The sequence below is a fragment of the Aneurinibacillus sp. REN35 genome (genome assembly GCF_041379945.2).
GTDB lineage: Bacteria > Bacillota > Bacilli > Aneurinibacillales > Aneurinibacillaceae > Aneurinibacillus.
This window is the reverse complement of the sequence record NZ_JBFTXJ020000005.1, coordinates 97,270-123,457: the sequence shown is the minus strand read 5'-3', so window position 1 is coordinate 123,457 and position 26,188 is coordinate 97,270. Positions and strand designations below refer to the sequence as shown.

At 46.9% G+C, this 26,188-nt stretch carries 25 protein-coding genes and 1 riboswitch; of the genes, 16 read left to right on the top strand and 9 right to left on the bottom strand.

What is annotated here, in order from left to right; genetic code table 11:
- The first annotated feature begins 24 nt into the window (after positions 1–24).
- Positions 25–140: riboswitch (SAM riboswitch) on the top strand.
- 100 nt (positions 141–240) lie between these two features.
- The 8 genes from AB3351_RS11515 to AB3351_RS11480 all read left to right on the top strand — a co-directional run bounded on the left by AB3351_RS11515 (position 241) and on the right by AB3351_RS11480 (position 7,642).
- Positions 241–1,005 (top strand): methionine ABC transporter ATP-binding protein, encoded by a 765-nt coding sequence (locus tag AB3351_RS11515; RefSeq protein ID WP_371147293.1) that lies wholly within the window; start codon positions 241–243, stop codon positions 1,003–1,005.
- Entirely contained in the window at positions 998–1,660 is a 663-nt protein-coding gene (locus AB3351_RS11510) for a methionine ABC transporter permease (protein ID WP_371147292.1), read from the top strand. Before AB3351_RS11515 ends, AB3351_RS11510 begins: the two co-directional genes overlap by 8 nt.
- 24 nt (positions 1,661–1,684) lie before the next feature.
- Positions 1,685–2,527 (top strand): MetQ/NlpA family ABC transporter substrate-binding protein, encoded by an 843-nt coding sequence (locus AB3351_RS11505; RefSeq protein WP_371147291.1) that lies wholly within the window; start codon positions 1,685–1,687, stop codon positions 2,525–2,527.
- A gap of 27 nt (positions 2,528–2,554) precedes the next feature.
- Positions 2,555–4,123 (top strand): fatty acid--CoA ligase, encoded by a 1,569-nt coding sequence (locus AB3351_RS11500; protein ID WP_371147290.1) that lies wholly within the window; start codon positions 2,555–2,557, stop codon positions 4,121–4,123.
- Between the two features lie 157 nt (positions 4,124–4,280).
- Positions 4,281–5,105, top strand: a complete 825-nt coding sequence (locus AB3351_RS11495; protein WP_371147289.1) for a M55 family metallopeptidase — start codon at positions 4,281–4,283, stop codon at positions 5,103–5,105.
- Between the two features lie 37 nt (positions 5,106–5,142).
- Positions 5,143–6,138, top strand: a complete 996-nt coding sequence (locus AB3351_RS11490) for an NADPH:quinone oxidoreductase family protein (RefSeq protein ID WP_371147288.1) — start codon at positions 5,143–5,145, stop codon at positions 6,136–6,138.
- A 43-nt stretch (positions 6,139–6,181) separates the two neighbouring features.
- A complete protein-coding gene (locus AB3351_RS11485; protein WP_371147287.1) occupies positions 6,182–6,970 on the top strand; it encodes an SDR family oxidoreductase in 789 nt (262 codons plus the stop codon).
- A 42-nt stretch (positions 6,971–7,012) separates the two neighbouring features.
- Positions 7,013–7,642, top strand: coding sequence for a fumarylacetoacetate hydrolase family protein (locus AB3351_RS11480; protein WP_371147286.1), 630 nt, complete (start codon positions 7,013–7,015; stop codon positions 7,640–7,642).
- Between the two features lie 59 nt (positions 7,643–7,701).
- On the opposite strand, the gene AB3351_RS11475 is transcribed toward AB3351_RS11480, so the two are convergent.
- From AB3351_RS11475 to AB3351_RS11440, 8 genes are all read right to left on the bottom strand, one after another.
- Positions 7,702–8,496 (bottom strand): ABC transporter permease, encoded by a 795-nt coding sequence (locus tag AB3351_RS11475; protein ID WP_371147469.1) that lies wholly within the window; start codon positions 8,494–8,496, stop codon positions 7,702–7,704.
- Positions 8,496–9,443 (bottom strand): ABC transporter permease, encoded by a 948-nt coding sequence (locus AB3351_RS11470; protein ID WP_371147285.1) that lies wholly within the window; start codon positions 9,441–9,443, stop codon positions 8,496–8,498. Before AB3351_RS11470 ends, AB3351_RS11475 begins: the two co-directional genes overlap by 1 nt.
- On the bottom strand, positions 9,407–10,513 hold the full coding sequence (locus AB3351_RS11465) for an ABC transporter ATP-binding protein (protein WP_371147284.1): 1,107 nt from the start codon (positions 10,511–10,513) through the stop codon (positions 9,407–9,409). The genes AB3351_RS11470 and AB3351_RS11465 overlap by 37 nt, the downstream gene beginning before the upstream one ends.
- A gap of 19 nt (positions 10,514–10,532) precedes the next feature.
- Positions 10,533–11,654, bottom strand: coding sequence for an ABC transporter substrate-binding protein (locus AB3351_RS11460; protein ID WP_371147283.1), 1,122 nt, complete (start codon positions 11,652–11,654; stop codon positions 10,533–10,535).
- Between the two features lie 29 nt (positions 11,655–11,683).
- A complete protein-coding gene (locus tag AB3351_RS11455; RefSeq protein WP_371147282.1) occupies positions 11,684–12,712 on the bottom strand; it encodes a TAXI family TRAP transporter solute-binding subunit in 1,029 nt (342 codons plus the stop codon).
- A 166-nt stretch (positions 12,713–12,878) separates the two neighbouring features.
- Complete coding sequence (locus AB3351_RS11450) at positions 12,879–14,270, bottom strand: sigma-54-dependent transcriptional regulator (RefSeq protein ID WP_371147281.1); 1,392 nt, start codon at positions 14,268–14,270, stop codon at positions 12,879–12,881.
- Positions 14,270–16,285: a transporter substrate-binding domain-containing protein gene (locus AB3351_RS11445; RefSeq protein ID WP_371147468.1), complete on the bottom strand. Its 2,016-nt coding sequence runs from the start codon at positions 16,283–16,285 to the stop codon at positions 14,270–14,272. The genes AB3351_RS11450 and AB3351_RS11445 overlap by 1 nt, the downstream gene beginning before the upstream one ends.
- 163 nt (positions 16,286–16,448) lie before the next feature.
- Positions 16,449–16,643, bottom strand: coding sequence for a hypothetical protein (locus tag AB3351_RS11440; protein ID WP_371147280.1), 195 nt, complete (start codon positions 16,641–16,643; stop codon positions 16,449–16,451).
- Between the two features lie 297 nt (positions 16,644–16,940).
- Here AB3351_RS11440 and AB3351_RS11435 point away from each other — a divergent pair, with 297 nt between their 5' ends.
- Positions 16,941–17,546 (top strand): 3D domain-containing protein, encoded by a 606-nt coding sequence (locus tag AB3351_RS11435; protein WP_371147279.1) that lies wholly within the window; start codon positions 16,941–16,943, stop codon positions 17,544–17,546.
- 83 nt (positions 17,547–17,629) lie between these two features.
- Here AB3351_RS11435 and AB3351_RS11430 read toward each other — a convergent pair whose 3' ends face one another.
- Complete coding sequence (locus AB3351_RS11430; RefSeq protein WP_371147278.1) at positions 17,630–18,766, bottom strand: glycerol dehydrogenase; 1,137 nt, start codon at positions 18,764–18,766, stop codon at positions 17,630–17,632.
- 415 nt (positions 18,767–19,181) lie between these two features.
- Between AB3351_RS11430 and AB3351_RS11425 the strand changes: the two genes are divergently transcribed.
- The 7 genes from AB3351_RS11425 (at position 19,182) to AB3351_RS11395 (ending at position 26,186) form a co-directional block, all read left to right on the top strand.
- Positions 19,182–20,435, top strand: coding sequence for a sensor histidine kinase (locus AB3351_RS11425; RefSeq protein WP_371147277.1), 1,254 nt, complete (start codon positions 19,182–19,184; stop codon positions 20,433–20,435).
- The gene (locus AB3351_RS11420; protein WP_371147276.1) at positions 20,413–21,174 is read left to right on the top strand and encodes a response regulator transcription factor; all 762 of its coding nucleotides are present in this window, start codon (positions 20,413–20,415) and stop codon (positions 21,172–21,174) included. The genes AB3351_RS11425 and AB3351_RS11420 overlap by 23 nt, the downstream gene beginning before the upstream one ends.
- Before the next feature lie 121 nt (positions 21,175–21,295).
- On the top strand, positions 21,296–22,981 hold the full coding sequence (locus AB3351_RS11415; RefSeq protein WP_371147275.1) for a propanediol/glycerol family dehydratase large subunit: 1,686 nt from the start codon (positions 21,296–21,298) through the stop codon (positions 22,979–22,981).
- Between the two features lie 13 nt (positions 22,982–22,994).
- On the top strand, positions 22,995–23,585 hold the full coding sequence (locus AB3351_RS11410; protein WP_371147274.1) for a propanediol/glycerol family dehydratase medium subunit: 591 nt from the start codon (positions 22,995–22,997) through the stop codon (positions 23,583–23,585).
- Complete coding sequence (locus AB3351_RS11405) at positions 23,585–24,007, top strand: diol dehydratase small subunit (protein WP_371147467.1); 423 nt, start codon at positions 23,585–23,587, stop codon at positions 24,005–24,007. Before AB3351_RS11410 ends, AB3351_RS11405 begins: the two co-directional genes overlap by 1 nt.
- A 5-nt stretch (positions 24,008–24,012) precedes the next feature.
- Complete coding sequence (locus AB3351_RS11400; RefSeq protein ID WP_371147273.1) at positions 24,013–25,848, top strand: diol dehydratase reactivase subunit alpha; 1,836 nt, start codon at positions 24,013–24,015, stop codon at positions 25,846–25,848.
- Positions 25,848–26,186 carry a glycerol dehydratase reactivase beta/small subunit family protein gene (locus AB3351_RS11395; protein ID WP_371147272.1) on the top strand — a complete coding sequence of 113 codons (339 nt, stop codon included), beginning with the start codon at positions 25,848–25,850 and terminating at the stop codon, positions 26,184–26,186. Before AB3351_RS11400 ends, AB3351_RS11395 begins: the two co-directional genes overlap by 1 nt.
- The last annotated feature ends 2 nt before the right edge of the window (positions 26,187–26,188 follow it).

The window sequence follows — 26,188 nt, the reverse complement described above, 5'->3', positions numbered from 1 at the left end:
AAACCAATACGAAAGCAATACGGACTCTTATCCAGAGAGGTGGAGGGGCTGGCCCTATGAAACCTCGGCAACCATTGAATTCGACGTGTGAATTCGAACGGTGCCAATTCCAGCAGCGCAATGACGCTGACAGATAAGAGGTCCGACGGATTCTCTTATTAGTATTCGTCGACCTCTTGCCTAAGCAAGAGGTCGTTTTTGTTTTCATAAAGGATACAAAAGAAAGAAGGAGCGGAGAATATGATAAAATTGCAGAATGTTGCTAAGAATTATAAAACTGCTACTGGCATTTTTCAGGCAGTAGCACCAACCTCGCTTCATGTGGAAGAGGGTGACGTATATGGCATCATCGGATTTAGCGGGGCCGGAAAATCAACGCTGCTCAGGCTCGTTAATCTGCTTGAGAACCCGGATGAGGGGATTGTGTATGTAGACGGCCAGGAGCTTACGAACTTATCGAAAAAAGAACTGCGTAAAGCGCGTCAGTCGATTGGTATGATTTTTCAACATTTTAATTTATTGAATAATCGAACGGTTGAAGAAAACGTAGCTTTTCCTCTTGAAGTAGCTGGGATTTCAAAAGACGAAAAAACAAAAAGGGTAGAAGAATGCCTTGAGATTGTTGGATTAACAGAGAAAGCAGAAAGTTACCCATCGAAGTTAAGCGGCGGACAAAAACAGAGGGTTGCTATCGCTAGAGCGCTTGCCAGCCGACCCAAAGTACTGCTGTGCGATGAACCTACCTCAGCGCTCGACCCACAGACGACACGAACGATTCTCGCGTTTTTAAAAGAGATCAATCAGCAGTTAGGTGTTACGATCCTTCTTGTTACGCATGAGATGAATGTTGTCAAAGAGATTTGCAACAAAGTGGCGGTCATGGAGAACGGACACGTAGTAGAGAAGCTGTCTCTCTCTGAAAATGAGATTAAGCCGAAGACAGAGATTGCTAAGCTGTTATTTCAGGAAGATTTCAGCGAGAAAAGAGGGATTGCACATGTTTGATAATGTCATTTTGCTGCTGCCAGAGATTGGAATCTCTATCGTTCAGACGTTCGTGATGGTCGGGATTGCGATTGGTGCCGCGCTTATCGTCGGTACACCGCTTGGTATTCTCCTTTTTCTAACCGGGAAGAATCAACTGCTTGAGAGACCGATCATTTTTCGAGTTCTTAGCTCTGTCGTCAATGTGGTCCGTTCCTTTCCGTTTTTAATTCTTTTGGTCGCATTAATTCCGCTAACACGGACATTAATCGGCACAACCATCGGACCGGTGGCAGCCGCTGTTCCGCTCTCCATCGCGGCGATTCCATACTTTGCTAGGTTGGTGGAACAGTCGTTGCGCGAAGTCTCCAAAGGCGTAATCGAAGCGGCGGTAGCTATGGGTGCTTCCACGTATCAAATTATCTGGAAAGTACTGATTGTAGAAGCGCGCTCTGGTCTGATGCTTGGATTGACGGTACTTGTGGTTAGCTTTCTCTCATACTCCGCGATGGCTGGTGTTGTTGGCGGAGGAGGTATTGGGGATTTGGCTATTCGTTTCGGCTATTATCGATTCCAGACAGATGTCATGGTCGTAACCGTGCTTTTGCTAGTTACTATCGTACAACTGATTCAGTTTACAGGCAATCGCCTTGCACATTACTTGGATAAACGCTAATCAAATTAATTGGGGGGAACATACATGAAAACAAAACCGTTTATTCTCATTGGATTAATTATATTATTAACTGCCTTTTTAGCTGCATGCGGTGGAAAAAATGATGAACAGACGACAGGGGGCAAAGCGCAGGAAGGGAAGAAAGAAATTATCATCGGAGCGACGGCTGGCCCATACAGCGATCAAGTTAAACAAGGGATTCAACCTATTCTAGAGAAAAAAGGCTATACCGTTAAGATTGTTGAGTTTAATGATTATGTACAGCCAAATCAAGCGCTTGCGGAAGGTTCGCTGGATGCTAACGTATTTCAGCATGTTGTGTACTTGAAAAACTTTGCCAAAGAGCATAACCTGCCAATCGAAGATGTGATTCAGGTGCCGACAGCGCCGATCGGTATTTATTCCAACAAACATAAGTCATTAGAAGAAATACAATCAGGTGCAACCGTATCACTGCCAAATGATCCGACGAATCAAGCGCGCGCATTGGTCATGATGCAGAAATTTGGCTGGATTACATTGAAAGATAATGTGGATCTGCTGCGCGTATCAGAAAAGGATGTAGCAGAGAACAAGAAAAATATCAAATTGCTTCCGCTAGAAGCTGCACAGTTACCGCGCTCTCTTGCAGATGCAGACTATGCTTTTGTTAATGGAAACTTTGCCATCGCTTCTGGTTTGAAACTAACAGAAGCACTTACACTTGAGGATATTCCTGATCAATATATGAATCTAGTCGCAATTAAAACAGCCGATAAAGATGCTTCATTTACAAAAGATTTAGTTGAGGCGTATAAATCTGCTGAATTTAAAGATGTGATTGATAAACAGTTCCAAGGTTTTGTAAAACCGGATTATATAAAATAACTGGACAAAGGAAAGGAGAAGAAGCAGATGAGCACAACGATTGGAGATACGCTAGAATGGTCAGCCAGAAATTTTCCGCATAAAAAAGCCTTAGTCTATGAATATGAAAACAAACGACATCATTATAGCTATACGGAACTGAACCAAAAGGTAAACCAATTTGCCCAGGCGCTGCTGCGTCTGGGGGTGCAAAAAGGTGATGTTGTTTCTTCCTTTCTATATAATACGAGTGAATTTGTCATTTCTTTGTTCGCTACGGCGAAGATTGGGGCGATTTTTAATCCGGTGAACTATCGGTTAGCTGCCCACGAGCTGCAATATATTCTTACCGATAGCCGGGCGAAAGTGCTGTTATACGAAAAGCAGGGGGCCGATGTGGTTGAGAAGGCACGAGAACTGGGAAATCCGGTGAAGCATTATATCTATGTAGACGAAGCGGTGCCGGAAGAGTCGCTTGACTTCTACTCTCTGCTTGATACTGAGGCATCTACTCATCCTGGGGTGGCTGTGTCAGAAGATGACTACTGCATTATGATGTATACGAGCGGTACGACCGGACGTCCCAAGGGAGTATTGCATACACATCGAAGCAAGCTGCATCATAATTTTATGATGATGCAGTGTATGGGACTAACAAAAGAGGATGTGGGGCTGGCTGCGGCACCGCTAAATCATACGGCTGAGCTGCATACATCGTTTTTGCCGCGCGTCCAGGTAGGCGCGACTCAAGTGCTCCTGCATCAATTTGATGCAGCGCAAGTGCTTCATACGATTCAGGAGGAGAGGGTCACGCATATGTTCGCGGCTCCAACGATGGTAAATATGATGCTTCATGCTGATAATTTCGATTCGTATGATCTATCTTCACTCCGTCTGCTAGAATATGGCGGCGCGTCGATGGCGCCGGTGCTGATTCGTGAATTTGAAGAGAAGATCGGCGCAGATTTGATCCAGATCTATGGCACGACAGAGATGGGGCCATGCATGTCGGTGTTGTATGCGGATGAGCAGCTAGAGAGGGCCGGTTCGGCTGGCAAGCCCAGCCTTACTCATCAACTGCGAATCTGCCGCGTTCAACCTGACGGCGCCCCTACGCATCCGGATGATATCTGTCCACCGGGTGAAATCGGAGAAATTCTTGTACAAGGTCCGTGCATGATGGGCGGTTACTACAATCGTCCGGAAGCAACGGAAAAAGCATTGGCATATGGTTGGTATCATACAGGTGACATGGGTGAATACGATGAAGACGGCTATGTGTGGATTCGTGATCGGATTGATCATATGATCATATCTGGTGCAGAGAATATTTATCCGCGTGAAGTGGAGGATCAACTGATTGAGCATCCTGAAGTACGGGAAGCTGCCGTGGTTGGAAAACCCGATCCGAAATGGGGGCAGATCGTTCTTGCTTATGTGGTTCGCAGCAAAGGCAGTCTGATTAGTGAACAGGATCTTGATGAGTTTCTTCTTACAGGTGACCGTCTTGCTAAATATAAGCGTCCGCGCGCATACTGCTTTGTGGATGAATTGCCGAAAACGGCCAGCGGTAAAATCCAGAAGTTTATTCTTGAAGAGCAAACGGTCGAGGTATAAGCGAATAAAGAAAAGGAGCGGTAAGCATTCGCTCCTTTTTTGTCTGTGGATTTTCTTGCGTTTATTCGGTCTAGAACATCGCCAAGCTTTTCACTAGAGGAAAAACGAAAGAGAATATCGAATATTTATACGAAGGAAAACAAAAGGAAGTGAAAAGATGAAATTATATCTTTCTGTAGATATGGAGGGCATCACAGGACTGGTAGACCAGACTTTCGTCGATGCAAGGGAGCGTAATTATACACGTGGACAGAAGCTGATGACGGATGAAGCGAATCATGTTATCGAAGCGGCTTTCCAGCAAGGGTTCAAAGAGATTATTGTGAATGATAGCCACTCCAAAATGAACAACTTATTAATTGAGCGTCTTCACCCGGAAGCACAATTGATTTCTGGAGATGTCAAGCCATTCTCTATGGTACAAGGGCTTGATGATACATATGCAGGAGCGATGTTTCTTGGCTATCATTCCCGTGCCGGTCGACCGGGTGTGCTCAGTCATACGATGATTTTTGGCGCAAGAAATATGTATATTAACGACCAAGCAGTAGGAGAGCTTGGCTTGAATGCATATGTGGCGGGTTATTATGGTGTGCCGCTCTTATTGGTGGCAGGAGATGACGAAGCGGCAGCTGAGGCGGAGGCGCTTATACCGGGTGTTACAACTGCGATTGTTAAGCGACAGATCTCCCGCACCTCCGCACTCTGCCTAACACCGGAGAAAGCCGGATGGCTGCTGCGTGAGAAGACGAAGCAGGCCATTGAGAATCGCAATCGGGTCAAACCGCTTACACCACCGGAAAATCCGGTATTGACCATTGAGTTTGCCAACTACGGTCAGGCGGAGTGGGCCGCTCTTATGCCAGGGACGGAAATCGAAGCTGAAAATCCGATTGTACGATATCAGGCCAAAGATATTCTAGAAGCATATAAGGCTATGATTGTAATGACTGAACTTGCGATGAAGACGACGTTCTGCTAATTTCCATTCTTTATATTCAGAGAAAGGAGCGAGATGGATGCAAGAGAAGTTTCGTGCAGCAGTGGTTGATAAAACGGAATCCGGTGATGTCTCCTTAGGTATTCAAGAGTTATCGTTACATCAGCTTCCAGCAGGCGACATAACGATTCGTGCCGCTTATTCCAGCGTGAACTATAAGGATGGGCTGGCGAGTATTTCGAATGGGAATATTGTACAAAGCTATCCTTTTGTACCGGGAATTGATGTATCCGGGACAGTTGTCCAGTCGTCGGATCAGCGCTTCAAAGAAGGAGATCAGGTAGTTGTTACCGGATTTGAATTGGGTGTCTCTCATTATGGCGGCTTCAGTGAATATGTGCGTGTACCGGCGAAATGGGTGGTGCCGCTGCCGAAAGGGCTGACGCTGAAGGAAGCGATGGCATACGGTACGGCGGGCTTTACAGCCGCACTCTCGATACAGCGTTTAGAAGAGAGCGGCATTACACCGGATAAAGGAGATGTACTTGTTACAGGAGCAACCGGTGGTGTCGGCAGCCTGGCGACTGCTATGCTTGCTAAAAAGGGATATCGTGTCGTTGCGAGCACAGGCAAGGAGTCTGAGCATGGTTTTTTAAAAGAACTTGGTGCTGCTGAAGTCATATCACGAGAAGAGGTATCACCGGAGAAGATAAGACCGCTTGGCAAGCCCCGCTGGGCCGCTGCGATAGATCCGGTAGGAGGCAGGACACTCGCGCATATTCTCAGTGCGACACAGTACGGGGGAGCTGTAGCGGTGAGCGGTCTTACCGGCGGTACCGGTGTTGATACGAATGTCTTTCCCTTCATTCTACGCGGTGTAAATCTGCTTGGGATTGATTCCGTCTATTGCCCAATGAATGTCAGGCTGCCGCTATGGAAGCGCATGGCGGAGGACTTAAAGCCTGCGCGGTTGGAAGAGACGATTGCACATGAAATCACGCTTGATGAACTATCCGGGACCCTGCAGCACATTCTAAAAGGTCAAATGCGTGGCCGCGCGATTGTGAGATTATAAAAAGACCTGCAATCTATGTATTGTGGGAGAAGGAGATAAGCATATGGAAATGAAGCTAAATGGAAAGGTAGCATTGGTCATTGCCTCCAGCCAGGGGTTGGGCCGCGCCATTGCGGAGCAGCTTGTTAGGGAAGGCGCACATGTCATGATTACAAGCCGTGATGAAGAGAAGCTGCGCCAGGTAAAAGAGGAGCTCACGCAGATTGGTACAGGGAAGGTCGCATATCACCGTACGGATATTACGGATTATGATCAAATCAAAGCGCTTGTCCAGGCGACACGGGATGCGTTTGGCAGCATTGATATTCTTATTAATAATGCAGGCGGGCCGCCGGGGGGCGGATTTGAGCAGCTTGATGATGAGCAATGGCAGAAGGCATTTGAATTGAATCTGTTAAGCTACATTCGGTTGACCCGTGAAGTGCTGCCGGATATGAAGCAAAAAAATGACGGGCGTATTATTAATATCGCTTCTTCCTCTGTGAAGCAGCCGATCCCAGGGCTGATTTTGTCTAATGCATTTCGGCTTGGTATAGTCGGGCTATCAAAAACCCTTTCGATGGAATTGGCACAGTATAATATTCTTGTAAATACGGTAGCGCCAGGCCGTATTGCAACGGATCGGGTGGCACACCTCGACGAGATGAACGGTGCGAAGCAGGGGATTACGAAAGAGGAGATGGAGGAGAAATCAAGGCAAACGATCCCATTGAAGCGATATGGAGAGCCGGAGGAGTTCGCTAAAGTCGTAACCTTCCTCGTATCCGGAGCCAGTACATACATTACAGGGAGCACCCTAGTGGTTGATGGCGGAATGATTACTTCCGTATAAACAACAAGAAAGACTACAACGATAGAAGAAAGAAGGATTCTAATGAAACAGATACGTAATATTTATTGTGTGGGAAGAAATTATCGTCTTCATGCAGAAGAGTTAGGAAATGCGGTGCCGACGTCTCCGTTTCTATTTTCAAAACCAACGCATTCCTTGGTGGAAGCAAATGGAGAGGCAATCCTACTTCCAGGAAGTAAAGGGGAGGTACATTATGAAGCAGAGGTCGTGCTTCATGCTGCCCGCTCGTATGAATCTGGCATGAAGGTTGAAGATGTGGTAGATCAGATGGCACTTGGTATCGATTTTACGCTGCGTGACGTGCAGAGTGAATTGAAGAAAAAAAGCCATCCGTGGCTTCGAGCCAAAGGTTTTCCGAATGCAGCCGTTTTGACGGCGTTTCACGCATTTCCGGGTGTAGCCGCATGCAGAGAAATTGATTTCTCGCTTCTTAAAAACGGAGAGCAGGTGCAACGCGGCAATATACGTGACATGCTGTTTGACATGCAGACGATCATCGAGTTTACGGCTGAGAATTTTGGGTTGGGTGAAGGCGACGTTATTTATACAGGTACGCCCGCAGGTGTCGGACCTGTAGCCGACGGCGATAAGCTTGAATTGCGCTGGGGTGATGACACATGGGGAACATGCGTCATTCGTTTAGGTGAGTAAATAAAGCAAAACACCGTCTGGATAAAGTCCGAGACGGTGTTTTTTTGAATACAATCTTCTTAATGAGAGCCGCCAAACATCTGGCCTACCCCCTGAAGCTTTTCTAGAATAATAATAAGGATCACTGAGATAAAAATAACGACACTAGAAACCGAAGCAACTAAGGGGTCATATGCATCCTGCATGTGCGAGAAGATTTCAATCGGTAATGTGCGCATATCAGGTGATACCATAAAAAGTGATACCGTCACATTATCAAATGAAGTCAAAAATGCGAACAGTCCTCCTGAAATAATGGCTGGTCGAATTAACGGTAAGGTTACTTTCCAGAATACCGTGAAGGGGCTTGCACCTAGAATGGCAGCGGCCCGTTCCAGATTGTAATCAAACCCGCTTAACCCTGTAAGCACGAGACGAATAACATACGGAATACAAATAATCACATGCGCAATTAAAAATCCGGTTCCTGTACCGGCCAGCATCAGCGGTGTGAAATAAATAAGCAGGGCTACGCCTAATACAAGCTGCGGTACGCTGAGCGGCGAAGTCAACAAAGACGTAATGTATGATTTGCCGGGAATATCATATTTAGCGATTGCTAGTGCACCAAGTGTGCCGAACAGAACGGAAAAGAACGCAGCTATCAACGCAAATTTGGCACTGTTGGCAAGCGCTGTCATGAACTCAGGTCTCTCTAGCAGCTTCGTATACCACTGAAAGGAAAATCCTTGCGGTGGGAAGCTTGGATAGCTGGCACTTGTAAAGGAGGCCGGAATGACAACGAGCAGTGGAATGAGAATATAGATAATGGTAATGACAGCTACAGTCAGGCGCAGTCTCCCCAGTGTTTTCATCATCGGAATACCTCCCTGAATTTGCTTTTTTCAAATCCGCGTGTAAAGACGGTTACAACAAGCATCGTCGTAGCCAGCAGGACATAAGATATGGCGGAGCCGAATGTCCAGCGCAGCAGATTATTAATCTGATCATAGGCGACGACAGGCATCATTGGAACATTGGCGCCACCCATAAGCGCAGGTGTTACATACGCGCTCATCGACATACTAAATACCAGTACGCATCCCGAGACGATGCCCGGTAGGCTAAGCGGCAGCGTCACCGAGAAAAATGTACGCAGCGGACTTGCTCCAAGAATCGCGCCTGCCCGCTCCAGTGACGGATCAATATTATAGAGGCTTGTAGCAATCGCGAGAATCATAAACGGCAGATAGGCATTAGAGAGACCGATGATGACTCCGACCTCTGAGAAAAGCAGCTTGAGCGGCGCGCTTACGATGCCGAGTGATGTTAAAATGCTGTTAATCGTTCCGTTTGGCAGCAGCAGGAGGTACCAACCAAAGTTGCGCACGACAATGCTGACAAGCAGAGGAGAAGCGATAAGCAGAGCGATGTATCCGCGCACACGCGGTGAGCTTTTGGCCATAGTCAAAGCAACCGGATACCCTAATAGTAACGATACGAGAACCGTATAAAAGCTGACCTTTACCGTAAGCCAGAGTGATGACAAGTAATAGGAATCGGTAAAGAATAACAGATAGTTCTCCAGGCTGTACACTGCATTGGACGCGGATGGGCTGTCTGTGTAAATAAAACTTAAATACAAAATGTAGAGCATCGGTACGATGAAAAATCCAAAGAGAAACAGAAGAATCGGAAGCAGCAGAAGAAGGCCGGCAAGGTACGTCTTTTTCTTTCTGCGTGGTTTTTTGTATTCAGGGTCCGGCAGTTGCACAGACTGTGAGGCTACTTCTTGATGAGCATGATGTCTGATGGGTTCCATCCAATCATCACCTCTTTTCCTGTTTGCCACGATGCATCATACATAGGTGTCAGGATCTGTACAGGTTTTCCAAGCAATGTCATGTCAATTTCCCAGGAAGCTCCGAGATAATTCATCTGGGTAATGGTTGCTTTATGGAACTGTTCTGGCTGCTCCGATTGCCCGATTGTGTTGAGAGTTAGTTTTTCAGGGCGGATATACAGCTTTACTTCATCGCCGGTACGGCATGTACGTTCGCTGCCCATGATGTTATCTGCATCTACGAGTGTTACCCAGCCGTCTTCAAGCTGCACAGCAATTTTTCGGTCGTTGATATCCTTTATTGTGCCGTGAAAACAATTTGACTTGCCGATAAATTGAAAAACAAATTCCGTCTCCGGATGATTATAGATCGTAGTCGGTGAACTAATTTGTTCGATTTTACCTCCGTTCATGACAACAACCCGATCAGACAGCGAAAGAGCCTCCTCCTGGTCGTGTGTAACGAAGATGGTCGTAACCCCGATTTCTTTTTGGAGCCTTTTAATCTCTGTCCGCAGCTCATGCCGCAGTTTGGCGTCAAGGTTAGAGAGAGGCTCATCAAGCAGAAGCAGTTCAGGCTCAACAACAAGTGCGCGAGCGATAGCGACACGCTGCCGCTGCCCGCCTGATAATTCACGTGGATAGCGATGCTCAAGCCCGATCATTTTAACGAGTTCAAGCGCACGGGTAATTCGTTTATGCTTCTCAGATTTATCGATCTTGCGGAGCTTGAGGCCAAAATCAAGATTTTCATAGACAGTCATGTGCGGAAAAAGAGAATACGTCTGAAAGACCATCCCTAAATCCCGCTTATAAGGCGGTACATGTGTTACATTCTTGCCTTTAATATAGACAGCACCTTCATCAGCTTCAAGAAAACCCGCGATGAGATTTAATGTTGTGGTTTTGCCGCAGCCTGAAGGGCCAAGCAGGGTAAGAAGCTCGCCCTGCTTGATTTCAAGGTTAATATCATTTAGCACTGTATTAGAACCAAAGCGTTTGATAACATTCTTGATTTCTACGTCGTTTCTTGTTGCCACGCTCGTCATGGTAAAACCCCTTTCTCGCTTATTTATTCAATAGTTTTCCAAGTTGAGGTGTTACTTCTTTTGACCAGCGGTCCGACCACTCCGCTCTTATTTTTGCGAATTTCGCAAAATCAGGTGTAAACGTTTTGTCCGTATCTTTTAAGCCGATAGATGCTTGGTATTTTTCAGGAAGCTGCATTCCTTTTACAACGGGATAGAATCCAGAATCTGCCGTAGCTTTTTGTGATTCTTCGCTAACCAGATAGTCAATGAATTGAAGCGCTTCTTTTTTGTGAGGCGTATTCTTGACCAGCGTGGCGCTGAATGCCTGTAAAGGTACGCCTTCTTTTGGAACGACCATTTTAAGCGGAACACCGGAATTTGCTGCCAAATCACCGATAGAGTAGCTTCCCATGACCGTTACATCAGCGGCACCCTGCTGCATTGCAGGCATCATTTGTGTTGAATTTTTATAGAAGGTAGTAGAATACCCTGCCAGTTCCTTCGCTTTATTCAAGCCGGGTTCCATGTTATCAATACTGCCTCCGTTTGCTAATGCTAGAGCATAGAGAGTATTGAAGCCCCAGTCATTGGAGATATCCGCGAATGCGGTGCGGCCTTTATAATCCGGTTTTGCAAGGTCATTCCAGGATTCAATCGGTTTAAGTTTGTTTTTTTCGAAAGATTCCGTATTAAAAGCTGGTGCAATGACAAGACCGAAAGCAGGTGCAGCTGCTTTTTCGGCAACAATAAAGCGCGGGTCAACATTTTTGAGGTTTGGAACGTTTGTTTCATCAACCGGGTCGGTAAGGTCTTTTTCCTTAGCGCGCTGCACGTCCACTGGTACATAAAGTGCAATATCAATTTGTGGTGCATTCTTCTGTAATTCTACTTTTGAGAGAATCTCACCGGAGAGCCCGGCGATATAGTTGATTTGAATTCCAGTCTTTTCTTTGAATTTCGGAGCGATTTCATCGCGGATGGCCTTTTCAATCTTGCCGCCGTTTCCAGCGACGGTTAATTGTTTTGTGCCTCCTTGTTCGGACGCACCGCCTGCGGCAGGAGCCTCCCCGGCTTTTTGTGCGGTAGGAACCCCACAACCTGCTAGAACCGCGAGCAGGAGAACCGCGAAGAGACTGATGAATTTTTGCAGTTGTTTCATTGTCATTGACCTCCTTAGTTATGGAAACGTTATTTCTTCTTTCTCTGTTCATCGAAATATTGGGCTGCGCCCGGATGTAGCGGAAGATAGACACCTTGTTCTGCATCTTCCATTTTGATTTCTCTTGCCGCCGGATGAGCATCATACATCTCAGGGAGATGCTCGTAAAAATCACGGGTTAAATTGTATACTGTTTCTTTTGGCAGGTCGCTATAAGTTAAGAGTACGTTTTTTACTGCTACGGTTTGAATGTTGTCAGTAAGGCCGGCATATGTTTTCCCAGGAATGATCTTTCTAGAATAATAAGGAGACTGCTGCTCAAGCGTCTTCATCACTGACTCCGGAATGGGAATTAGGATAAGAGGTATATCCTTAGCTAGTGATGTAATATCCGGATTCGGTAAACCTGAGGAGAAGAATGCTGCATCAATGATCCCGTCTCGAAGTGCCTGAGAAGATTGAGAAAAAGAAAAATAATGCTTTTTTAGATCATAACGCGTTAGGTTTGCTGCCTGTAGGATGCGCTCTGTAGTTAATTCTGTGCCGCTGCCGATAGGACCAACACCAATCCGTTTTCCGTTTAGATCCTTGAATGAACGAATGCCGCTCTGACGAGTAGCCACAATATGGATATAATTAGAATAAAGGCCAGTAATCGTCCGTAGGTTTGAGTGTTCTTGTTTTGCTTCGGCGCTGCTCTGCTGATTAACCAAGAGAAGAGCATCCGTGGTAGAGAAACCTAGCTCCGCTTTTTTTTGTGCCACAAGTTGGGTGTTCTCGATGGATGCCTTTGTGATACGTGTTCCTGTAATGGCGCTGCTGGATCGTTCATAAATACCGGCAAGAGCTTGTCCGAGCGGAAAGTATACACCTGATATATCGCCTGTCGCGATAGTTATGATCCTATCCTGCAGAACGGGTGTCCTAGAATCTGTTGAATGTGCTGGGTAGTGTGAAACAGGAGAAGAGATTTCCTGCTTGGTTTCCGTAAGCGAGCAGCCAACGGTAGCTAGAAGAAGCAAGGTGGCTGTGATGGCAAAAAGAGACTGCTGCTTCATGTGTATCCTCCTTTCCTGTACTAGAACAATTGCAAATATCGTTCCAATTTTCTTACTAGTCTAAATGTTAGCGGTTTCAGCTCCGTTATATTTTCTCACAAAAAAAATCGGCAAAATTCGCCAGATAAACCGGCAAAAAGTGCCGATTCGGCAAAAGTTGCCGGTGTTACATTTGTTGAATATCATAGAGTTTGATTTTATCACGCAGGCTCCGTTCCGAGATTTGCAGAATGCGCGCTGTTTCCTGTCGATGCCAATTGTAGTGATGGAGCGTAGCAGCAATCACTCTTTTTTCGATTTCCTTCATAGGGGTGCCGATGGGAATATCGATATAGAGATCAGAAACAAGCTCGTCATCATTTGCAGGCGTGATGGAGTGAACAGGGCTATGCTGCTGTACATACTCCGGAAGGTCATCCTTTGTAATAATAGAGGTAGGAGAGAGCGCAACGGCATACTCCACGATATTGCCAAGCTGGCGAACATTGCCCGGATAACTATATGTGAGCAAAAGACGACGCGCGGCAGTGGATAAGGATTTAGGTTCCTTGTCCATTTCCTTACAGTATTTGTGCAGGAAATATTCAAGCAATAGCGCTAAATCTTCCTCCCTTTCCCGCAGTGGAGGAATCAAGATCGGAATGACATTTAGCCTAAAATATAAGTCTTCACGAAACGTTCCCTCAGCTACCATCTGCTCGAGTTGTTTGTTTGTAGCGCTGACGATTCGCACATCAAGGGGGATTTTTCGATTGGAGCCAAGCGGCGTAACCTCGCGTTCTTGAAGCACGCGCAGAATTTTTGCCTGTAGAGACAATGGCATCTCACTGATTTCATCAAGAAAAAGCGTTCCACCGTTTGCAGCTTCCCATTTTCCTTCCTTGCGCTGTGTTGCTCCGGTAAAAGCCCCTTTTTCATAACCGAACAACTCACTTTCCAGAAGCGTCTCAGGAATCGCAGCACAATTTACTGTTTCTAGCGGACCGTCCTGCCGTCTTCCTGTATGGTGAATGGCAGAGGCGACCAATTCCTTACCGGTTCCGCTTTCTCCGGTGATTAATACGTTAGAATCAATATCCTTTACCCGTTCAATCATAGAGAACACCTGTTTTATTGCTTTGCTTTTGCCTATAAAGTCTTTTTTTCCCTTTGTTTGCTGAAGCTGTGCATGCAGGGATTCGACCTGAGAAGCCAGTTGTTTATGTTCAAGTGCCTTCATCATTAATAGCTGTAATTCTTCGGTGTTGATTGGCTTTTCGATGTAGTAATACGCACCAAGTTTAATGGCTTCAATAGAAGATTCGATGGAGGCATACGCTGTCATCATGATCACTGTCATGGACGGATGAGCCTGTTTTATTTGGCGCAATATATCAATCCCGCTGCTTGAGCCTAAACGTAAATCAAGCAACACAAGATCGAAGGGCTGATTATCTAGCATGCGCAGCCCGTCAACTGGATCGGTAGAAGTCGCAATGGTATAGAGATCCTCAAGCGCGAAGCTGAGTGAGGTACAGATGGCGCGTTCATCATCAAGAATGAGTACGTGCGGTTTCATTAAGATTTCTCCTCCGGTTTGTGCAATGGTAAAGTAACAATGACGCTCGTTCCCTGGCCGGGATGACTGGTGATGCGAATATCCCCGTCGTTCTCTTTGATTAATTTATACGAGAGGGGAAGGCCCAGCCCTACGCCATTGTGTTTACTTGAGTAGAACGGTTCGAAAATTCGCTTAATCTGCTCATGTTGAATGCCTACTCCTGTGTCGGTAATCGTAATTTGTCCGAGTGTATCCTCTTTTTTTTCCACCGTGATGGTGATTTTTTTATTTGCGGTTTCTTCTACCGCATCGATCGCATTAAGCAGAAGATTTAAGAACACCTGCCGCATCTGCTGCGGATCAATATAAAAAGCGATATCATCTGGGCAGGATTGCTCTAATAGAATATGCTTTTTCTCTACAGTTACTCGCAGGAGCGTGAGCAGCGAGGCAAGGAGAGCGCTTGCCGCGTAGTTTTCTTTGCTGGGCGAACGCGGGCGGGCGTAATCGAGCAAATCGGTCACAATCATATTGAGCCGATTGATCTCGGCAGGCAGATGTTCGACGATAGCTTCCCGAAAGGCAGGCCGATTATATTTGGTCGGCAGCAGATCCACAAATGTTTTAATTGATGTGAGCGGATTGCGGATTTCATGAGCAACGCCTGCTACAAGCTGACCAAGGGCATGCAACTTCTCCTGCATGACCAGCTTTTGCTCAAGCCTTTTTTCTTCTGTGCGATCGGTCATCGATAACAGGTAACCTGTTTGGTTTTTGCGGGCATCATGCAGCATTAGCAGCCGATAATAAATTACTTTCCATTGATCCGCTTCGTCGATCTCCAATTTGATGAGCGCATTTGAATTATCTACGCGCTGCTTGGCATTGTTTTTATAATGCGTAAGAATACGAGCGATTAGCGGTGGATACTCCTCTTTGTATATGGATTCTCCCGTAAGTCCGAGCATCTCCTTTGCACGTAAGTTGTAGCTGGTCACCGTATAGTCCGTATCGAATGTAACGATTCCGGTATGAATGTTATTTAAAATTTGTTCTTTAAATGCATCCTGGTCAGCGATATCCTGTCGCTGTTTTTGTAGATGGTGGGTAAGCTGCCATAGCTCTTCCGTCCGGGCCTGTACCGCTTTTTTGAGGCGCTGATTCCATAGGTAAATAAACAATAATACACATGCAGTCGCAATAAGCACAATGGCTAATAGCTGAATAAACCGCTGCAGCCGGATAATTTGAACATCGGAATTGGATAGGAGCCAATCATCCATAAGCAGATTAATTTCGCCTTTTGCTTTCATTGTTGTCAATGCTTTATTGATGATGCTGAGAAAAGCATCATCGCCTTTTCGTACCGCAATAGCAAAATCGGCGGGTTCAATTACCTCATCAAGTATAATGAAGTTGTCCTCCTGCTTGAAATGCTGCAAATATACGCCAGCAGTCCATTTGTTACCGATAAATACATCAGCGCGCCCTTTTAGAAGGGGAAGCAAGCCTGATAATTGGTTTCGGGTAACCGTAAGAGTTGGATGACGAAGATTCAACAGTGAGTCAAGTACAGGTTTTCGATTCTGTAGAATAACGTGCAGCCCCCGTACATCGCTGATGCTTTTAACGGTTTGCTTTTTTTCTTTAGGAATAATAAGTGCGTCTGACATTGTAAAATACGGCTCCGAAAAATCAAATAGGCCGCTTTTTTCAGTGCTGTAGGTAAGTCCGGCAATTGCGTCGATCCGACCGGCCTGCAGCTCTTTCTCCGCGCGTTCAAGATCCATAGGAATATATTCGAAAGAAAGATTATGGTACGCTGCAATTTTATCCATAATAGCAATGCTGGCACCTGTAAATGATCCGTTTTCTGTTACGTAGGAAAACGGAGGAAGCGCCCATTCAGCTGCAATTTTATATGTTTTTTTTGCCTGTGGCTGCAAAGCTGCAGGCGAAGCATAGGTAAGCTGTACTGCTGCGAGCCATAAAGTTAGTAGAATAAATAGCAATACAATACGAATTCGTAACATCACGCAGGCTCCTCCATCCCCATTCCTACCTGTCTTCATCTCATTTACCTTGCAAGAATAGATCCAACCTGTCGGATATAAAAATTATAAAGGAATCAAAATGTTTGACAATAAGCAAAAAGCAGCTTCCCTATGAGAAACCGCCTTTTGCTTCGTTGTTTATTTACTTAATAGATTCACGCTGCAGATAGAGCACGCCTCGCTCGATTTCAGCAATCCATTCCCGGCGTACTTCTACTTCATTCACTGGTACTTGAAGTGATAAGGGCTTTTGTAAATACCCGAATGACTCTCCGTACATCTCCCACAGAATACTTCCGCTCAACGGCATAAGGACTACAACAGTATCATCCTTCATACGTTCCTCTCACTCTCCTGTTCTCTTTATGCACATTATACTTATTTTCACACTATTTCGATACGTTACTTTGTAGATAGAGTGATAAATAGATAACATATTCGAGTTTTTGGCTATTTTTGTCCGGTACAAAAGTAGTGAAAGGAGGTAAAACTGAAATTTGGTTATATGTTCGCAAAATAGGAGAATGCTCTTTTCACTGCAGATATTTCCTTATATAATGGCCCTAATTGTTGAACGAAATAGGAAGAAGAGGTGGAAGCTTATTGATCAGGAAAAGAGGAGGAATTGATTAATATGCTTACATCGCTGAAGAAAATGGTGGTCTCAACTGCTGCTGCAGGAATGATGGTGAGTGCTCCGCTTATGGCAGAAGCCTCTATGGGGGATCAGACACTGCGCTATGGGATGGAGAGTGAGGATGTACAGGAGTTGCAAACGGTTCTTAAGAACCGGGGACACTTTGATTTCCGTACGGCAACCGGCTATTACGGCACGATTACTGTGGATGCTGTCAAATCCTTTCAGCGGGCCAAGGGCTTAGAGGCTGACGGAATTGCCGGACCGAAAACATTCCAGGCGTTGAATGCTGCCGGTGAAAATACGAAACCCGGTAAAGTAATGACGATGGAGAGTACAGCGTATACAGCGAATTGTGCAGGCTGTTCGGGTATTACCTCTCAGGGCATCAATCTAAAGGAAAATCCTGACGCCAAAGTCATCTCTGTCGATCCATCCGTAATTCCTATGGGCTCCAAAGTATATGTAGAAGGGTATGGTATGGCAATTGCCGGTGATACAGGAGGCGCTATTAAAGGGAATAAGATTGATGTCTTTTTCTCTGACCGTGATAAAGCCCTGCAGTGGGGACGTAAAAGCGTTACTGTGAAAGTGTTTGAGTAATAGGCTGCCGAAATGAAGAAGCATGTGAACGGGGAAGCGAGCGCTTCCCCGTTTTTTTTATCTTGATGAAAAGAAGAGCGTAATTATAATGGCAGCGGAGACGGAGTGGATAGAGTCTTCTCTTCCTTTTGTTTATAGGCATGACCCAGTGCATCGGCTGTGACCATGGCCGCATAAACTTTTTTGGGTGTAATCTCAATGTCCATGTTATAGATGGTTTCTCCCTCGTTGCATGCTGCTTCAGCTGCCTGACGGATTTGTTCTGGGTGGGCGTCGTTAAGTCCGATGTCGGCAAATGTTGTCGGCAGACCGACCAAGTGGCAGAAACCAAGGACTTCTTCTATCTCGTGTAGGCTTCGATTCTCTAAGACAAGCTGAGTAAGCGTGCCGAACGCTACTTTTTCCCCGTGGCTATATGGATGTGTCTCGTCAAGTACGGTTAATCCATTGTGTATTGCATGGCACGCAGCCAGACCGGCGCTTTCAAAGCCCAGTCCGCTGAGCAGTGTGTTCGCCTCAACGATATTGGTCAATGCCTCGGTGACGACATTACGTTCGCAGGCGATCTTTGCTTTGTAGCCATCGCTCAGCAGCGTATCATAACACAGCCTAGCAATGGCAAGCGCCGCTTGTGTCATCGTCCCCCCGGCGATATTCTGTGCTCGGGCTCGGGCGCAGGCTGCTGCTTCAAAATACGTCGAGAGCGCATCACCCATACCTGCTACCAATTGGCGCACCGGAGAATGGGCGATAACCTCGGTATCAATCAGCACGATATCTGGATTTTTTGGGAGGAGCAAATATTTCTCGAACACGCCCGCATCGTTATAAATCACAGACAAGGCACTGCAGGGCGCATCTGTAGAAGCGATAGTGGGGATGATGGCGACCGGAATAGTAAGCTCAAATCCAACCGCCTTTGCTGTATCGATTGCTTTTCCCCCGCCTACACCAATTGCGACATCAATATTTTTAGCACGTCCTACATCACACATGCGCCTGATTTCATTGTCGGAACTCTCGCCTTGGAACCGCTCAATATGATAGAGTACATCGTACATATCGAGACTTTGGGTGATGTTGCCACTCACAGAATCGAGCCCTCTCTGTCCGCCGAGGATCAGCGCTCTTTGACCGAGTGGAGCAATATAGCGGCCGATGTCATTTGTTACGCCTGCACCTTGTACATATTTGCCCGGAGATACAAAAATTTGCGGCATATAAGGTCCTCCTTTTGATAACGTGCATGATTAGGATATGCATCCGCTTTTATTGTACGTGGGCAAGCGGACGAAACGTCTATACGATTTTGATGCAAAATAGCATATTATTGATAGATTTTTCAGTCTTTTTCCAGAATCAATACAAAATACGATACTTCCTGCTCTTGTGACATTTTTTTGTGCATGATAGAGTGGAAAAAAAGGACGGAGGCAACTGATGAAGCGGAATTATCATTGCTGTGCGACATGCCGCCACTTTCGGGTTCGCAAGCAGCCGGGAGAAAAAACGGGGTATATGTGCAGCAGGTTAGGATATGCGACAGAGCCTGTATACCGGTTCGATTGTTGGACGCCTAACGACGTTGTGAAGAAGAGGATACAGAACGAAACTTGATAGGAAAGGGAGAAGTCGATGGCTGCGCTAACACTTCGTAACATGATCGATGTGAGAATGCTGCAGGAAGTACAGGACCGTTTTTCTGATGCAACCGGACTTGCTATGATCATTGGCGATGAATCCGGCCGCCCGATTACCGCACCTAGTAATTTTACCTCTTTTTGCTCATATATTCGCTCCTGTCCAGAAGGGCTCAGCCGCTGTATTCTTTCCGATGAGAGGGTAGGTATTCTTGCGGCGAAGGAGAAGAGGCCGGTCATTCACCGCTGCCACTCCGGATTGGTAGATTTGGCCGCGCCGTTGGTTTATGAAGACAAATATCTCGGTGCCGTGCTATGTGGGCAGGTAATTATGACAGACCATGAAGCCGAACAATTGGAAGCGGTATCATCAAAGGTGAGTGAGCTTCCATTAGATAAAGATAAGCTGTTTGGATATTTGCAGCAAGTCTCAAGGCAGGATGAAAAGAAGGTCAGTGCCGCTGCCGAACTCTTGTTTATGACAGCGAACTATATCGTTAAAACGATTGCGGAACAAATTGCCCAACAAGAGCTTACGGAGAAGACGCAAAAGCTGATGGAAGAGCTGCGCATGCGGACGGAACTTGAAAAGACATTGCAGGATATTGAGCTTAGAATGCTGCATTCGCAGATGAATCCACACTTTTTATTTAATACGCTAAATACAATTTCGCGTCTCGCCTATTTAGAGGGGGCGGAGAAGACACAGGAGATTACATATAGTCTCTCACGCATTCTTCGCTATAATCTGAGAAAGATCGATAAGCTTGTCCCGCTCGAAGAAGAGATGGCTTATATTCGGCATTATTTGTTTATTCAGCAAACACGTTACCGCGATCGAATCGCTTTTGAGAGCCGCATCACACCGGAAGCCGAGCATATCTCCATTCCACTGCTAACGCTTCAGCCGTTAATAGAGAATGCGATTGTACACGGTTTTGAGCCGGAAGGAAAACCTATCAACATTCGTCTTAGCGGAGAGACGGACGGAAAGGTATGCTGTTTTACTGTTGAAGATAACGGTCGCGGTATGCCCGCCTCTAAGCTTGCAGACATGCTATCGAATGTACGTAGACGCGGAACGGGTCACACAACAGGGATCGGGCTTTATAATATTCATCGCAGACTGCAATACCAGTTCGGGATGGAATACGGAATTACAAATATGAAAAGTGCATCGGGAAAAGGAATGGCGATTACAATTACACTACCGGGAGGGAAGCCGCATGAATCTGTTGATTGTGGATGACGAACCGCTAGAAAGGGAAGTATTGGCCAGAATTATCTCGCAGGGAAGATTTACGGATGTACGTTGTTTTGAAGCGCAAAATGGCGCAGATGCCGTAGAGGTGGCTGTGCGCCATGCAATTGACGTAGCCATTCTTGATATCAAAATGCCCATTATGGATGGGATGGCTGCTGCTGCGCGCATTCGCACGGAACGTCCGGATTGTCGCCTTGTTTTCCTTTCCGCTTATGAAGAAGAACGTTATACGGATAGGGGGCTGTATGAACTTGCCGCTGAAGCGTATCTTCTCAAGCCTGTTCACCCGAAGGATATTGAACGGATGCTTCATGAGTTTTTTCCGGCTCCGCTAGAATCGGCGCATCACCATGCGCAAGAGATGCATCCGATTGATCGCATAAAAGAATATATTAAACGCCATATCGAAGAAGAGTTAACGTTAGAGTCCCTCGCAGAATCTGTCCATTTACACCCCCAATATGTAAGCCGCCTATTTAAGCAAAGAGCGGGCATGACATTAACCGATTATATTGTTCATGTTCGATTAGAGAGAGCACGGCGCCTGCTCTCAGACACGCATCTGTCCATTGCGCAGGTAGGAGCTCGGTGCGGCTGGCTTGATCCAAACTATTTCTCACGCTTATTTCGTAAACAAGAAGGTATTACACCAACCCAATACCGCAAGAAGCAGAAAGCCACACGTACCCTCCCGGCTTATCAATTCCAGAATTCACTTTTCTAGTCTGAATGTACAAAAGTAAAAAGAATGCTAGGGAAAGTTACATGATTACAGATACAAACAAATGATTGAAAATTATAATTATTAAAGGAAGACAGGTGAGAATAACAGAAAGGGTGAAAGTATGCAGGCATCACAAGTAACCAAACGGTCTGGAAGATTCGCAGTGCTTGAACAGCAACCGATCAATCAGGATGGATTTGTTACAGAATGGCCGGAGATGGGCTTCGTTGCCATGGCAAGTCCAAATGACCCCAACCCCTCTGTTAGTGTAGAGAATGGCAGGATTATAGAACTGGACGGGAAGCCGCGTGAACAATTCGATATGCTGGACCGATTTATTGCCGATTATACGATGGATGCAGGAATAGCCGAACGTGTCATGGCGATAGACAGTCTGGAGATTGCTCGTAAACTGGTTGATATCCATGTTCCACGCGCCGAGATTATTAAGCTGGCTAGAGGAATGTCACCTGCCAAAGTTGTTGAAGTGCTGAATCATATGAACGTGGTAGAGATGATGATGGCATTGCAGAAGATGCGGGCGCGTAAGACACCGTCTAATCAATGTCATGTGACGAATGTACGGGATAATCCGGTGTTGATGGCTGCCGATGCCGCCGAAGCAGGGTTACGCGGATTTGATGAACAAGAGACGACAGTCGGAATTGTTCGTTACGCACCGTTCAATGCGCTGGCTCTGCTTGTTGGGTCGCAGACAGCAAGAGGCGGCATACTCACACAGGATGCGCTCGAAGAGGCAACAGAACTTCGCCTTGCGATGCTTGGCTTGACGTCGTATGCTGAGACGATTTCCATTTATGGAACCGAGTCAGTATTTATCGATGGAGATGACACGCCTTGGTCGAAGTCGTTTCTTGCCTCGGCTTATGCTTCGCGCGGAGCAAAAATGCGTTTCACATCAGGTACAGGCTCAGAAGTGCAAATGGCCGGCGCCGAGGGTAAGTCCATGCTCTATCTCGAGGTTCGCTGTGTCATGATGGCGAGAGGTGCTGGAGTACAGGGGTTACAGAACGGCTCGATTAGCTGTATTGGTGTACCTGCAGCGGTTCCAAGTGGACTACGAGCTGTGCTTGCGGAGAATCTCACTACTACAATGTTTGATCTAGAAGTGGCTTCCGGAAATGATCAGACGTTCTCACACTCGCCGATTCGCCGCAGCGCCAAGATGCTTTGCCAGATGCTGCCGGGAACCGATTTTATTTTCTCCGGCTATAGTGCAGTACCAAACAGCGATAATATGTTTGCCGGATCGAATATGGATACGAGCGATATGGACGACTACCTTGTGCTGCAGCGAGATATGATGGTGGATGGCGGACTGCGTCCTGTTGATGAAGAAAGCGTAATTCATATTCGTTATGAAGCTGCTAAAGCTTTGCAAGCCGTATTCGATGAATTGGGTTTTCCGGCAATTACGGATGAAGAAGTGGAAAGTGCTACCTATGCCAACAGTAGTGAGGATATGCCGCCGCGCAATGTTGTTGAAGATCTGAAGGCAGCCCAGAGCATTCTAGATGAGGGTATTACAGGGCTTGATGTGGCGATCGCTCTGCAGAAGCGTGGATATATAGAAGTGGCCGAACGCGTATTCAATATGCTTAAGCAGCGGGTGGCGGGCGATTATCTGCATACATCAGCCATCATTAATAAAGAGAACGTGGTACAGAGTGCGGTAAATGATGAAAACGATTACAGAGGGCCGGGTACCGGATACCGTCTCAGTCCTGAGCGATGGGAAGAGATCAAGAACATTCGGCAGGCTATTAGCCCCCAGGACTTTGATTAAAAGGAGGAGAGGTATGTCGTCTACAACATTTACCTTCGAGATGAAGCTGGCTGAAAAAGATATCGCGCTCAAAGGAAGCGATCCGCATGAGGTCGTCATTGCCGTAGGCCCGGCGTTTGGTACGACGATGAATAAAACGATTGTTCATCTTGAACATGCCCGCGTACTGCGGGAGATGCTGGCAGGAATAGAGGAACAGGGAGTAAAGCCGAGGGTTATTCGCAGTCGTTCGATGGCAGATCTGGCTTTTATGGCTCATCAGGCCGCCAGACTGAGCGGCTCCGGTATCGGTATTGGTGTCCAATCAAGAGGTACTACCGTTATTCATCAGCGTGATCTCGATCCGTTGAGCAATCTAGAGCTATTTCCGCAATCGCCGTTAATTACCTTGGAGACGTATCGGGCGATTGGACGTAATGCTGCTATGTATGCGCTTGGTGAGAGTCCGAACCCAGTTCCGGTGGTCAATGATCAGATGGCTCGCCCAAAATATCAAGCAATTGCTGCGATTCTGCATCTAAAAGAGTGCGAGCAAGTCATACCGGATGCAAAGTCGGTGGAGTTGGATGTTCAATTTTTGATGCATGAGGAGGAGGTGCTGTGATGGAGACGCTTAGCAGGGAACACTACCCGCTTGGATCTAAACGTCCGGACTTGCTGCGGACGCCGACAGGAAAGTCATATGATGAGTTGACGCTGGATGCCGCGCTGAAAGGTGAGATAGAGGCCGGTGATCTGCGCATCGCACCAGATACTCTTAAGATGCATGCGCAGGTCTGTGATAGTCTCGGTAAGGAACAGCAGGCGAAGAATTTTCGTCGGGCGGCCGAGCTGATTGCCATTGCCGATGCGCGCATTCTTGAAATCTATAATGCACTGCGTCCTCGCCGTTCAACGAAGGAAGAACTGCTTGCCATCGCCGACGAGCTGGAGTCACAATATGATGCGCGTGAGAATGCCGCGTTGATAAGGGAAGCGGCAGATGTGTATGAAGGAAGAAACCTGCTGCGCAGAGATGAGGAGTAACGGAAGTGTCGCAGTGGATCGCAGGAATTGACATTGGCAATTCTTCAACGGAGGTGGCGATCGCGCGTATTTGCGGCGGAGAAGCAGAATTTCTTGCCCAGCATCTAGTCAAGACGACGGGTGTGAAAGGGACAGTGGAGAATATCTCCGGCATCCGCCTCGCTCTGAGAAAAGCGGCGGAGAAGGCAGGGATTGATCTCTCTTGTATCGCAAAGATCCGGGTCAATGATGCAGTTCCCGTTATCGGTGATTTGGCGATGGATGTCATCAGTGAAACATTAATTACAGAATCCTCTATGATTGGTCATAACCCAGACACGCCGGGCGGCGTCGGTATGGGAATTGGAACGACCGTGCATCTCTCTGTTCTCAATGAGAGAAGAGCAGAAGATAGAAAGGCGTACATCGTCATCATCCCAAAGGAAGCCGATTATGAATGGGCGGCTCATATGATGAATCAAGCATGTGAGAGAGGGATTGAAATTAAGGGAGCCATCGTGCAAAAGGATGACGGTGTACTGATCTATAATCGGCTGCAGCAAAAGATTCCGATTGTCGATGAAGTGGCTTATATTGACAAAGTTCCATTAGGCAGGCAGGCGGCGATAGAAGTAGCGCTGCCCGGCCATGTGATCCGCACGCTCAGCAACCCATATGGATTGGCCACAGTATTTGGACTTACGCCGGATGAGACAAAGCAGATCGCTCCGATTGCGCGTGCTCTTGTCGGGAATCGGTCTGCTGTGGTTATTCGCACACCGCAGGGGGAGATTGTAGAACGCCGTATTGAGGCAGGAGAATTAGAGTTAAAGGGAAAAAAAAGTACGGTACGCGTATCGGTTAATGATGGGGCAGAAGCAATTATGGCCGGGGTAAAGAAGACAGGTGGATTGCTTGATGTAAAAGGAAAAACCGGTACAAATGTTGGCGGTATGCTCAACGGGCTACGCCAGCATCTATCAGATAGCACAGGGCAGCCGTTTACAGATATTGCGATCCGTGATCTGTTGGCGACAGATGCCGTTATCCCTGTCTCGGTTGTTGGAGCAATGGCCGGAGAGCTTTCTATGGAGAGCGGAGTTGCGATCGCATCTATGGTAAAGACAGAGCGCATGCCTGTAGCCAAAGTCGCACAGGCCCTCGAAGCGGAGTTAGGCATACCGGTCGAGGTGGGCGGGGTAGAAGCAGAGATGGCCATCCGAGGCGCGCTGACTACACCGGGAACAGAGAAGCCGCTTGTCATTCTTGATATGGGCGGAGGATCAACAGATGCCGCAGCGGTCAATGAAGATGGAGAGATCCGCTCCATTCATCTTGCCGGAGCGGGTGATATGGTGACAATGCTGATCGATGCCGAACTAGCGCTTAAGGATAGGGAATTGGCGGAGAGGGTTAAGAAGCATCCGCTTGGTAAAGTTATCAGCCTGTTTCATATGCAGCTTGAAGATGGGACGATGCTGTTCTCCAAAACACCGTTTCCGCCGCATGTATATGGTCGTGTCGTCATTCGGGAGGAGGAGGCTCTTACCCCGCTCCCTCCAAAGCTCTCTATGGAAAAGGTGAGGGCTGTCCGACGAAGCGCGAAGCAGAAAGTATTTGTTGCGAATGCATTGCGCTCTCTTAGATCGATTATACCCACACGTAACGTTCGTCATCTCTCCTTTGTGGTGATGGTAGGCGGATCGGCGCTTGATTTTGAGATTCCCCAGATGGTGACAGAGGAGCTTGGCAGGTATGGAATTGTAGCCGGATTTGCCAATGTGCGGGGTACGGAAGGCCCGCGCAATGCAGTGGCGACAGGATTGGTTCTGTCTGCTGTAAAAAAGGAGGTGGTTAGGTAATGCAGCCTACATACCTCCCGATTCTCTATCTAGAAGGGGTGGATGCTTCTGTGCTGCAAGAGATTAGCGCAGGTCTTGAAGAAGAGGGGGTGCCATTTTCTTGCATAAAAGTAGAAGATAGCGGACAGGAGGCGGCGATGCTTGGTTATCAAGCAGCAGCGCTTTCATCACTTGGTGTCGGTATTGGAGTGACGGCAGGTGGTAGATGTGCAATCTGTCATGAAATGCTTGAATGCAGCTCTCCATATTACAGTGGGGCTGTTGCTAATAGCCGCTTGGTAGGACATAACGCCGCTCGACTTGTAAAAGGCATGCCGTTAAAAGTGGAAGTTCGCTAAAA

Coding starts and splice junctions, on each gene's coding strand:
- AB3351_RS11500 (WP_371147290.1), top strand. CDS start 2,555: ATGAGCACAACGATTGGAGATACGCTAGAATGGTCAGCCAGAAATTTT.
- AB3351_RS11450 (WP_371147281.1), bottom strand. CDS start 14,270: ATGAAACCGCACGTACTCATTCTTGATGATGAACGCGCCATCTGTACC.
- AB3351_RS11405 (WP_371147467.1), top strand. CDS start 23,585: ATGGAGACGCTTAGCAGGGAACACTACCCGCTTGGATCTAAACGTCCG.
- AB3351_RS11425 (WP_371147277.1), top strand. CDS start 19,182: ATGGCTGCGCTAACACTTCGTAACATGATCGATGTGAGAATGCTGCAG.
- AB3351_RS11420 (WP_371147276.1), top strand. CDS start 20,413: ATGAATCTGTTGATTGTGGATGACGAACCGCTAGAAAGGGAAGTATTG.
- AB3351_RS11440 (WP_371147280.1), bottom strand. CDS start 16,643: ATGAAGGATGATACTGTTGTAGTCCTTATGCCGTTGAGCGGAAGTATT.
- AB3351_RS11395 (WP_371147272.1), top strand. CDS start 25,848: ATGCAGCCTACATACCTCCCGATTCTCTATCTAGAAGGGGTGGATGCT.
- AB3351_RS11515 (WP_371147293.1), top strand. CDS start 241: ATGATAAAATTGCAGAATGTTGCTAAGAATTATAAAACTGCTACTGGC.
- AB3351_RS11510 (WP_371147292.1), top strand. CDS start 998: ATGTTTGATAATGTCATTTTGCTGCTGCCAGAGATTGGAATCTCTATC.
- AB3351_RS11475 (WP_371147469.1), bottom strand. CDS start 8,496: ATGAAAACACTGGGGAGACTGCGCCTGACTGTAGCTGTCATTACCATT.
- AB3351_RS11505 (WP_371147291.1), top strand. CDS start 1,685: ATGAAAACAAAACCGTTTATTCTCATTGGATTAATTATATTATTAACT.
- AB3351_RS11430 (WP_371147278.1), bottom strand. CDS start 18,766: ATGCCGCAAATTTTTGTATCTCCGGGCAAATATGTACAAGGTGCAGGC.
- AB3351_RS11435 (WP_371147279.1), top strand. CDS start 16,941: ATGCTTACATCGCTGAAGAAAATGGTGGTCTCAACTGCTGCTGCAGGA.
- AB3351_RS11415 (WP_371147275.1), top strand. CDS start 21,296: ATGCAGGCATCACAAGTAACCAAACGGTCTGGAAGATTCGCAGTGCTT.
- AB3351_RS11465 (WP_371147284.1), bottom strand. CDS start 10,513: ATGACGAGCGTGGCAACAAGAAACGACGTAGAAATCAAGAATGTTATC.
- AB3351_RS11480 (WP_371147286.1), top strand. CDS start 7,013: ATGAAACAGATACGTAATATTTATTGTGTGGGAAGAAATTATCGTCTT.
- AB3351_RS11445 (WP_371147468.1), bottom strand. CDS start 16,285: ATGTTACGAATTCGTATTGTATTGCTATTTATTCTACTAACTTTATGG.
- AB3351_RS11455 (WP_371147282.1), bottom strand. CDS start 12,712: ATGAAGCAGCAGTCTCTTTTTGCCATCACAGCCACCTTGCTTCTTCTA.
- AB3351_RS11485 (WP_371147287.1), top strand. CDS start 6,182: ATGGAAATGAAGCTAAATGGAAAGGTAGCATTGGTCATTGCCTCCAGC.
- AB3351_RS11490 (WP_371147288.1), top strand. CDS start 5,143: ATGCAAGAGAAGTTTCGTGCAGCAGTGGTTGATAAAACGGAATCCGGT.
- AB3351_RS11470 (WP_371147285.1), bottom strand. CDS start 9,443: ATGGAACCCATCAGACATCATGCTCATCAAGAAGTAGCCTCACAGTCT.
- AB3351_RS11460 (WP_371147283.1), bottom strand. CDS start 11,654: ATGAAACAACTGCAAAAATTCATCAGTCTCTTCGCGGTTCTCCTGCTC.
- AB3351_RS11410 (WP_371147274.1), top strand. CDS start 22,995: ATGTCGTCTACAACATTTACCTTCGAGATGAAGCTGGCTGAAAAAGAT.
- AB3351_RS11495 (WP_371147289.1), top strand. CDS start 4,281: ATGAAATTATATCTTTCTGTAGATATGGAGGGCATCACAGGACTGGTA.